Genomic DNA, 10,468 nt, shown 5'->3' on the forward strand with positions numbered 1-10,468 from the left:
ATGTATAAAAATGTATATTATTCGAAATATTATAATTCACAGAAGAACCTCTAGTATTTCACTTACTAGAGGTTCTTTCCACCTTACTATTCTTTATCTTTTTCTACTTCTTTTTTCTCATCTTCTACTGCAGATACAACAGGTTTATCACTTGATAATTGTTGTACCGCTCCTTTTCCTGCAAATCCTTCTAATAGCTCTTTTAAGTCAATTCCAGAAGAAGCTTTTAACGTTTCTTGCATCGTTGCCATTAAATCAGTCGCATAACCTGCAACTTTTCCGGCGCCGCTATTTTTACCACCGCCACCTGTATCGACAACTGTAATTTTATCAATATTGCTAAGTGGGCTTGCAATTTCTTTCGCATAACTTGGAAGCATTTTAAGAACCATATCCATAATTGCCGCTTGGCCATATAACTCGAATGCCTCTGCAATTTTTTGTTTCGCTTCTGCCTCTGCTAAACCTTTTAATCTAATAACATCCGCTTCCGCTGTACCTTGTGCTTTTTGTACTTCTGCTTTTGCTTGACCTTGCGCTTTTTCAATTTCCGCCTTCGCTAAACCTTCTACACGTACTTCTTCTGCACGAGCTCTCGCTTCAGCTTCAATCTTATATTGATCCGCATCTGCCTTTTTAATTTGTTTCACTTTTTCTGCTTCCGCTGATTGCTCAACAGCATAGCGATCTGCATCTGCTTTTTTCTTAACTTCTGCATCGTATTGCTTCTCACGACGCGCAATCTCTTTTTCTTCTAATTCAATTTGTTTCTCACGCTCAATGATTTTAACGCGCATTTGCTCTTCTGTAACACCTTGTTGTGCTTTCGCTTGTTGTAATTCGTAAGAAAGATCCGCGTCTGCTCGAGCTTGTTCTTGCTCTCTCTTATAAGATTGTACTTTTAATTCTTTATGTTTTTCAGCTTCAGCGATTTGAGCATCACGTTGATATTCAGCTTCTTTTGCTTCTTTCTCAGCACGAGCTTTTTCAATACGAGCTTCTTTTTCACGCTCTGCATTCGCAATTGTTGCATCACGCTTCACTGTCGCAATTTGCGGCTGACCAAGTGCATCTAAGTAACCATTCTTATCCATAATTTCTTTAATTGTAAAGGAAACGATGCGAAGACCCATTTTCTTTAAATCAGTAGAAGCTACTTCATGTACTTTTTGAGCAAATTGCTCTCTATTACTATACGCATCTTCTACTGTCATAGAAGATAAAATCGCACGTAAATGACCTTCTAAAACTTCTTTTGCTTCTACTTTTAACTCTTCTGTTTCTTTTCCTAAATATTGCTCAGCTGCTGTAGATACTTCTTCAATCGTAGAACCTACTTTAATAATAGAAACACCATTTACTGTAACTGGAACACCTTGCTTCGTATACGTATCACGTGTACCCACTTCTAACTTATAGTTTAATAGGCTTAAAGGCTCTGCTCGTTGCATAATTGGAACTACGAATGTACCGCCACCGCGAATAATCTTAATCTTCTTTCCATCATCAGTGGTAACTACATTTTTTCCGCCACCAAGCCAGTTCCCTGTAACAATTAACGCTTCATCTGGTCCAACTGTTCGATACTTCGTAATGAATACTAAAATGAGTAGAATTAAAATTGCGAGTAACACTCCACCAATAATTAATGGAATCGTCATGTGAATTCCCCCTTATAATTTTGGTTTTTTTAAAGAATAAGCGATGTTTTGTACAAGTAAAACACCATCTTGGACTCCCTCGATAATAACTTCAGTTCCTTGTGAAATATCTTTTTTCCCAATTGTTTTAGCTGGAATTGCATTACTTCCAAATTGAGAGGATATTAGTACTTCTCCAAATCCTTCTGTAGGAATTGTTGTAATGACTTCCCCTTTGCAACCTATGAACTCATCCATACGTTGCACAGTATTTTGTTCTGCTTCTGCAATCGGCTTTAAAATTAGTATTTTCATTATGAATACACCAATAAAGGATATAGCACATGCAGCCCCGAAAATAAGAATGCTATTAAAGGAAAATAAATATTCTCCTATATAACTAAGCCCACATAACATGGCGAAAAAACTAAGTAATAAAGTAACAACGGATACCGATCCGCCTCCAAAACTAAATATGGATTCAAATATATCTCCAAAAAAGATATAAATCACAGTGAGTATAGTAGCAATAATAAATCCGTATAAATAAATTGTTTCAAGTGGATAACCAAACAAAACCATTTCTTATCCCCCTCTCTTAAACAATCCCTTTTTTGTTATGTGTATGCCCCACCTCTTTCAAAGATTATAGTTCTTAATTTTCAGTTATTTATCTTTTAAAGAAAAACCTGTAAGACAGGCCTCTAAAAAAGAACAGGAGAAACCTATTGTGACAGGCTCCTCCTAGAAAATAACCGATATATTATATATCTATATAATATACTATTTTCCACAAAAAGTAAAGTTAAACATACATTGGAAAAGCACTTATTTTCCTCCGCGTTAACGGGCAGTAAGACTCCCACTGATTAAAGTTCACTTTACTGATAATGAGTACGTTCCATCGCCATTATCATATTTATATACATACAAGTAATACTTGCCTGGTTTTGCATTAAATTTCGCTTCTATATGATTCCCATTGGCTTGACCGTAAGCTGCATAATTTTGCATATCTGATTCATGGTGAAGTACCCATGTCATCCCAATTCCATACTCATTTAAAACAGAAATGTCGATATCTTTCGCTGATGCTACATTAAATGTATAAACATCAGTGTGGTCCCCGCCAATAAGACTGCCTTTTATCGTACTATTTAGCCCGATACGATTTGCTTCTTCTGGACGATTATTTGGTTCTGATTCGGTTAAACTTCCATCTTTAATCGTAACAGTTGCTTCGCTTCTGCTCTCTTTGCCTTTATCATCTTTTACTCTTAACGATACTTTATAAGAACCTTCTCTTTCATATACATGTACTGGATTCACTTCTGCACTTGTGCTTCCATCTCCAAATTCCCATAAATAAGAAACAATTTTTCCATCTTCATCGTTTGAGCCATCACTTTTAAATTGAATTCCCTCTTTTACAAGACCGCTATAAGGGCCATTTATATTAACCGTTGGAGCTTTATTTTCTCCGTCATCTTTTGCGATTCCATGGAAGACTACATCATATTCAAATTCATTTGAACTATTCACACGATAATTGACGAAGTATGCTGTAACAGTTTTGTAGCCACTCCATTCTTTTTGCGCCAATTGTTCTAAAGATTCATTTACTCTTTTACTCATTGCTTTCCAATCTTCTGATTCACCTTTTGTGACACTACCTGTATACGTACCTTCTAATGTAAATGTATTAAAGAATTGAGAATTATGTTTTGTCATTTTTGTATCTTTCATAGGCAACGTATCACTAATTTCTTTCTTCACCGCTGCTAACGACTTCGTTGCATGTTCAGCTAAATAATCATCTGCTACTTCCGGTACATTATATTTATCTTGATTATCGATTAGCTGCTGCATATACTCTTGATACTCTTTATTTAACTTAGGATCTTTACTTAGATTTTCACGATATGCATCATAATTTTTCACGTCATTCGCTCGAATTAAATCTTGAATTTTATCAAACGTTTCAAATTGATGTGTATATAAATAAGATTGCAATGCGAACGAGTAATTATAGAAATCCCAAGAACCGTATTTAGCAAATAGTGTACGCTCTGCTGTATAACGGCTTGCAGGATCAGATGATAATCCGCTAATTATACTCTTTCTTGGTACAACGTTATTCGTACGAGTAGATCCTGCGAAAAACTCTGCATTTCCTTCTTGGAACCAAGTTAGCCTTTCATTTTGATACATATCTCCTCTTCCAAATAAACCAGGAACTTCATATCTCCCTTGCAGATAATGAGTAAATTCATGACGGAATAACTCTTCTAAACTATAAATACTTTGCTCTGGTGTACGCTCATATGTAAAGAATGTACCTGTCTCTTCAATATAAATTCCACCGTTGTTTGTTTCATATCCATACAATTGTCTATTTAACTGATATTCATCTGGACTATTATAAATTACGATCGTTAATACATCATCCGCATTTCCTGGCTCTAACGCTTTGTCATTTCCAATTACCCGGTGATACTGTGCCTTTACTTCCTTCGCAGCCCAATATAGTCTCTTAATTTTTTCTTCTGATACTTTATCTCCTGTTTTGAACACAATTGATCCATCGTCGAATGTATACGTTTTTGGTAAGTATTGCTCTTTTCCTTCTTTACGTATTTTCTCTAAATCTACTGTATTCCCGCTATAATCTTTACCATTATAATTTGTTGTAATTTGTTCTACCGCAACAAAATACGGTTCACTTAAGCGCGGGTACATATGCATTGCTTGTGTAACAACCTCTAATCCTTTATTTGGATTACTATGAAACTTCCCTAAACGGCTAGCAAAATAAATGCCATTATTAACGAGCCATTTATTTTCTGGCGTTACTTCATTTAGAAGAGCAATACGATTTATTTCATTAATAAACCCATCTACTTTTCCATACCACATTGTTTCATTCGCTTCTTTACGAGCCACAGTTAAGTACGACTGTATATCATAGTCAATACCTTGCATAATATCGTATATTGCTTGTCCCTTCATTCGATCATTTACATAAGTAGTATAATTATCATTGTATTGCTTTAAAATATTCGATGCGTATTGAACCGTTTCAACATCGCTTGAAGCATTACTAATTAATTTACCGTATGCAGATACGACTGTATCTTGTTCAACTGTACCAAGCTTAAAATTCGGATTTTTTGCGATTGCTTTTAAAGCAGGTAAACATTTGTCCTGGAAGCTTCTTTCATTTAAGTCGCTTAATTCACTATTATAAAATGCAAGATAAAAAGCTGAACGCAGCACTTCAGTAAACGTTTGAATTCCTTTTGAATCATCTTTCGTAAATGTACTACCTCTATGAGCTAATTCATCTATAATGACTTGCATTTTTCCTTTATCTTTATAAAAAGCCTTTGCATCTTCATTAAACTGGAATAAGTCTGTAATTTGGTGCCACTTAATACTGCCTAACGTTTCAACTAATTCTTGATCATTCATTTTGTTTAAATCAGCCATTGAATAGCTTTCTTTAACTTGCTTTACTGCAGTTTTCTTCGTAATAGATGCTGGTCGCTGTGAAAAATCTCCTACTTTTAAACGTTCTTGAAATGATAAAGTTTCATCAACTTTTGAAATATGTCCAACTTCATCTACCGACTTTTCAATTCCAACCGGTTTCGTTTTCAACACGTTATACGGTACTTTTTCTTCCGCTGCTGCATGAGTTTGAAGTGCGCCTAACGATAAAGCCATTGTACTAATGCTAAGCATCACTTTATTGATCTTTGATTTCTTGTTCATATCCTTGCCCCCTATTTTAATATTCCATTCAAGAATTTAACATAAAATCTGGATGTAACAATATAAAATGCAATATTTCATATTATTTCTTCCTATAATTTGTACATATCGTGAACACATTGCTCTTTACCTCCCTAAAACAAATTGCATCCTTTCACATTATAAAAAGGGAATTTTTTGACAATTAAAAACTTAATTGTTATGATTATTATAATTGTTAACTTTATTAAATAAGGGTGGGATTCTATGATAAAAAAAGAAAACAGTGTATTTTATATCTCCTTCTTGCTAACAACATTATTCATTATATGGGGAATTACCCCAGCAAGTTGGATACAAGGCTACGATTTACAAAGTGTTACATCTTCTTTAAACTCATTTATCCTCAATAAATTTGGGTGGTTTTACTCTCTACTTATGACTACAATGATTATTTTGGCTGCTTATTTAGCATTTTCTAAGTACGGTTCTATTCGTCTTGGTAAAGATGGAGAAAAGCCAAAATATAATTATCCATCTTGGCTATCCATGTTGTTTGGAGCAGGAATGGGGATTGGACTCCTCTTTTATGGAATCGCTGAACCGATTTCACATTTTACAGATCCATTAACAGGAAAAGCGGGGACAGAGGAAAGTGCCAAACTCGCTATGCAATATTCATTTTTCCACTGGGGTCTCTTTCCATGGTCACTATACGCAATGGTCGCTTTAACAATTGCATATTTCACATTCCGCAAACAAAAAGGTAGCACTATCGGGGCTACAGTTACTCCATTATTTAATCGATCGAAAAATTCTCGTATCGGAAAAACAGTCGATATTTTAGCTGTTTTAGCCACAGTATTTGGCATTGTACCATCTGTTGGGATTGGTGCTCAACAAATTGCTGGAGGATTAAGCTATTTATTCCCTTCTATTCATAACACTTTACTTACACAGCTCGTACTTATCGCCATCTTCGCCGTTTTATATTTAACGAGTGCACAAACTGGCTTAGATCGTGGGATTAAATATTTGAGTAACTTAAATTTCTCTCTTGCAGGTATTTTACTCGTCTCCTTTTTATTTTTAGGGCCAACCGTATTTATTATGAAATATTTCACATCTACACTCGGTTCTTATATTGGAGCTTTGCCTAGTATGGGATTAAATTTAGGAGCATTTAATGAAAAATCTTCTTCTTGGATTGAAAACTGGACTATTTTCTATTGGGGATGGTGGATTTCTTGGTCTCCATTCGTCGGTACATTCATCGCTCGTATTTCTAAAGGGCGCACAATAAAAGAATTTATTTTTGGAGTTGTATTAGTCCCGACTCTTATCTGTACATTTTGGTTTGCAGTATTTGGTGGTACCGCAATCCATATGGAAATGTTCCAATCGCTTGGAATAGCTGATGAAATTGCAAAAAATGGTACAGAGATTGGATTATTTGCTGTTATTTCACATCTACCATTCTCTACATTTTTAACGATTATCGGGTTAATTTTAGTAGCCACATTTTTCGTTACTTCTGCCGATTCAGCAACATTTGTTGTTTCCATGCAAACGAGTAACGGAAGTTTATCACCGAAAAATAGTTTAAAACTTATATGGGGATTAACAATCGCGATAATTGCCGCTATTTTATTACAAGCTGGAGGATTAAATGCACTACAAATCGCAGCTATAATTGCTGCGCTACCATTTTCTATTGTAGTCGTTCTTATGGTTACTTCACTCTTTAAAGAGCTACGAAAAGAAGATGTTAATTTGCAAACGAAAGAAGTGCCGAAAAAAATAAAAAAGGTTATGTAACGATTGGCGCCTCAAATCACTTCTAAATCCGTAATAAAACCCATTCATATGAATGGGTTTTTCACTCTATTATATAGTGTTGTAAACATGCTTTTTCCTCAAAACCTACTTTCTTGTACAATTTCATCGCACGATCATTATTCGTATTCAAACATAGTACTATCTCTCTCATCCCTTGGAAAGAGAAAATATACTGAATTGCCCCTTGCAATATCCGCTCTCCGACACCTTTTCTTCTACTATTTTCAGCGGTTGCAATAAATTCAATATTCGCTTCATGAAACTCCGGATTTACTTCAACATATACATAACCTTCTAACTTACCATTCTTCATACTTACAAATAATTTATTCGTATCACTTAAACGTTCAATGATTTCATTTCCTTCATAATATGTATTAGGAAAAATATTATTATGTAAAACAATAAACTGCTCAAATACTTGTTGAGATGCTTCCTCTACTTGATTTATTGTACATTGCTCCACATTAGTTTTCTTTAAAATTAAAACGCTATGTTTCTCTTGTTTTTTAGCTTGTAAATATTTCATAAAGTCGATACCATTACTATTTTTCACGTGATAAAATCCATGAAACTTTTGAATATGAAGTGGAATTTTCTCGATAAGTTTCTTCCACATACTTAAAGCAATCTCTCCCCAATTCGAAGCTATAATAAAAGGCCCCCAAATCTCCGCACTTTCGCTTATCTCATCTATATCAAATCCTAATACACCTACAATTTCATTATTATCATTATAAGAAACGACAAAAGACTTCTCCCACCCTATATCAGAAAAACCATGAAGAATAGCGTCCAATATTTCTTCATGATTTTCCCCGCAATAACCAACATGCTGCGTAATATCTTTATTCATCATCGAAATAAATTCTGCAGCTTCTTCGATCTTTGAAATAGAATTAATATGCATAACTTCCCCTCCTTTTCTAATACACTTAGACAATCACTAGTAATATCCTTCTCTAGTAAAAAAAGACATCATCATATGCATGTTTCTAATAAAACCGCCATGATAATGTCTTCTCAAAAAAGCAAAAATTAATTATATATAATAATAAGATTAAACGTTATTTATTTCTTAAATAATCTCTTTCTAAATACGAACATACTTAGTGCGGAAAGAACAAGTGTTATGCCAGAAAGTAAAGTCGAAGTGCTAGCTTCACTGCCTGTTGATGGTAAAAATTTCTTTCCTTCCTCTGGCTTATTAGTATGTTGTTTATTTAAAGTGTCTGCTTTTCTTCCCTCGTTTTCAAAAACTTGATTATTCCCTTTTGGCTCTTGATCCAATCCTGTTGCTGATTCTTTTACTTCTTTCTTTGGTTCTTTCGCTTCTTTTGTTGGCTCTTTTACTTCTTCTTTTGTTCCTTCAACTTCTTTTACCGGCTCTTTTACTTCTTCTTTTGTTCCTTCAACTTCTTTTACCGGCTCTTTCACTTCTTCTTTTGTTCCTTCAACTTCTTTTACCGGCTCTTTCACTTCTTCTTTTGTTCCTTCAACTTCTTTTACCGGTTCTTTCACTTCTTCTTTCGATCCTTCAACTTCTTTTACTGGTTCCTTCACTTCTTCTTTCGATCCTTCAACTTCTTTTACCGGTTCTTTCACTTCTTCTTTCGATCCTTCAACTTCTTTTACCGGTTCTTTCACTTCTTCTTTCGATCCTTCAACTTCTTTTATCGGTTCTTTCACTTCTTCTTTTGGTATTAATTTTTCTACTATATTCTGCATTACAATGCCACTATATAATATGCCAGTCTCATAATGATCTGCATCTAAATCAAATTCATATATTTTTTCTCCTAAAGTACGCCAAATGATTCCCTCATCAGTAAGCGTTCCACCTTCACTCTTTAGTGTAATTTTTTCAATTGGCTCTCCCTCTAAATCATATACAGAAATTTTCACTTCTTTATTTATTTCTGCATCATCCAAAATGACCTTTTGCCTTCTAACATCAATTGTTATCCACTGACCTAATTGTATTAATGGCCTTACATCACGAATCTCATTTTCAGCTAATTTTAAACTAAGTAAGTCTAGCATTGATCCAAGAACCGTTACATCTTTAATACGATTATCTGTAAGATTTAACCACTGTAAATTTTCCAATGAAGATAGTGGTGTTATATCTTCAATTTGATTATGAGATACATTCACATTATTCAATTGTTTCAAGTTTGAGATGAACTCAATATTTTTCAGGCCTACTCCTTCTAAAGTGAGTTTTTCTAAGTTTGTCATGTACTCTAAACCTGTTATATTTTTTATCTCATTTCCATTTTCTTTAAGTATCTCTAATTTTTTAATCTGTAATAAATCTTCTTTTGTAATAGGAGCGTTTAAATTCTCTCTACCTAAATTCTCTTTATTAATATGTTGTTGTAAAGTTTTATCGAGAATTACATTTTCCTTTTGTTCATTATCCTCTTTTATTGTTTCCTTGATTTCGTCTAATCTTTCAACAACATTTTGAATTACTGTTCCATTAAACTTAATACGGTTCTCTTCTGGCTTTATATCCAACGTAAATTCGTATGTTTTTTCACCAGTAGTCCCCCATTTAACAGAACCATTATTAACTATCCCATCTTCACTCTTCAATTGAATAGTATCAAGTGGCTCTCCCTGTAAATTATAAATAGGTATTTTAACTTCCTTATCTTTTTCTACATTATCTAAAAAGATTTTTTGTCTTTGAATATCGATATATATTCTTTTTCCTAGCTCTTGAACAGGTCTAACATCACGAATTTCATTTGAACCTAGCTTTAAATCATATAAGTCTGTTAAGTGACTAAGTGGCGTTATATCTGAAATATAGTTTTCTTCTAAATTAAGTGATTGTACAGTAGATAATCTTGATAAAGGTTCGATGTTTTCTAATTCATTTTTAGCAAGATCTAACTCTACTAATTTTTTCATTGATGTAATATGTTCAATATTCGTAAGTCCATTGTTACTTAAAGATAAGTTTTTTACATTTTTCAATTGCTCAATTCCAGCAAGGTTATCATTACTAATTTGATTATTTGCCACAGTCAAAGTCTTTAAAGATTTCACTGTAAATAATGGTTTAATATCTTTTATATAATTACTATTTAAATCTAGCATTTTAATCTTCTTCATTTGGCTTAATGGGCTTAAATCTGAGATTTTATTGTTTCTCAAAGTTAAAAACTCAATATGCTCTAACTCAGCCAAAGGTCCAATATCTTCAAGTTCACCATAGGTTATAC

6 protein-coding genes are annotated in these 10,468 nt (G+C 33.8%); 1 reads left to right on the forward strand and 5 read right to left on the reverse strand.

Annotated elements, in window-relative coordinates:
- Positions 1–86 precede the first annotated feature (86 nt).
- The 3 genes from GBN78_RS26135 to colA all read right to left on the reverse strand — a co-directional run bounded on the left by GBN78_RS26135 (position 87) and on the right by colA (position 5,414).
- Entirely contained in the window at positions 87–1,661 is a 1,575-nt protein-coding gene (locus tag GBN78_RS26135) for a flotillin family protein (RefSeq protein WP_000155005.1), read from the reverse strand.
- A gap of 12 nt (positions 1,662–1,673) precedes the next feature.
- Positions 1,674–2,222 (reverse strand): NfeD family protein, encoded by a 549-nt coding sequence (locus GBN78_RS26140; protein ID WP_000242438.1) that lies wholly within the window; start codon positions 2,220–2,222, stop codon positions 1,674–1,676.
- Positions 2,223–2,516: 294 nt separating this feature from the next.
- Positions 2,517–5,414, reverse strand: a complete 2,898-nt coding sequence (gene colA / locus GBN78_RS26145) for a collagenase ColA (protein WP_098300427.1) — start codon at positions 5,412–5,414, stop codon at positions 2,517–2,519.
- 246 nt (positions 5,415–5,660) lie between these two features.
- On the opposite strand from colA, the gene opuD reads away from it, so the two are divergent.
- A complete protein-coding gene (gene opuD, locus GBN78_RS26150) occupies positions 5,661–7,211 on the forward strand; it encodes a glycine betaine transporter OpuD (RefSeq protein ID WP_000591575.1) in 1,551 nt (516 codons plus the stop codon).
- Between the two features lie 61 nt (positions 7,212–7,272).
- Here the strand turns inward: opuD and GBN78_RS26155 are convergent, their stop codons facing one another.
- Both GBN78_RS26155 and GBN78_RS26160 read right to left on the reverse strand, forming a co-directional pair.
- Positions 7,273–8,142 carry a GNAT family N-acetyltransferase gene (locus GBN78_RS26155; RefSeq protein ID WP_000547922.1) on the reverse strand — a complete coding sequence of 290 codons (870 nt, stop codon included), beginning with the start codon at positions 8,140–8,142 and terminating at the stop codon, positions 7,273–7,275.
- A 161-nt stretch (positions 8,143–8,303) separates the two neighbouring features.
- On the reverse strand, positions 8,304–10,468 hold a 2,165-nt coding region (locus GBN78_RS26160), incomplete at its 5' end, for a leucine-rich repeat domain-containing protein (RefSeq protein ID WP_152127864.1).

Origin of the sequence: Bacillus sp. B2-WWTP-C-10-Post-4, from assembly GCF_009183805.1 — a bacterium.
In the GTDB taxonomy this organism is placed as follows: Bacteria; Bacillota; Bacilli; order Bacillales; family Bacillaceae_G; genus Bacillus_A; species Bacillus_A cereus.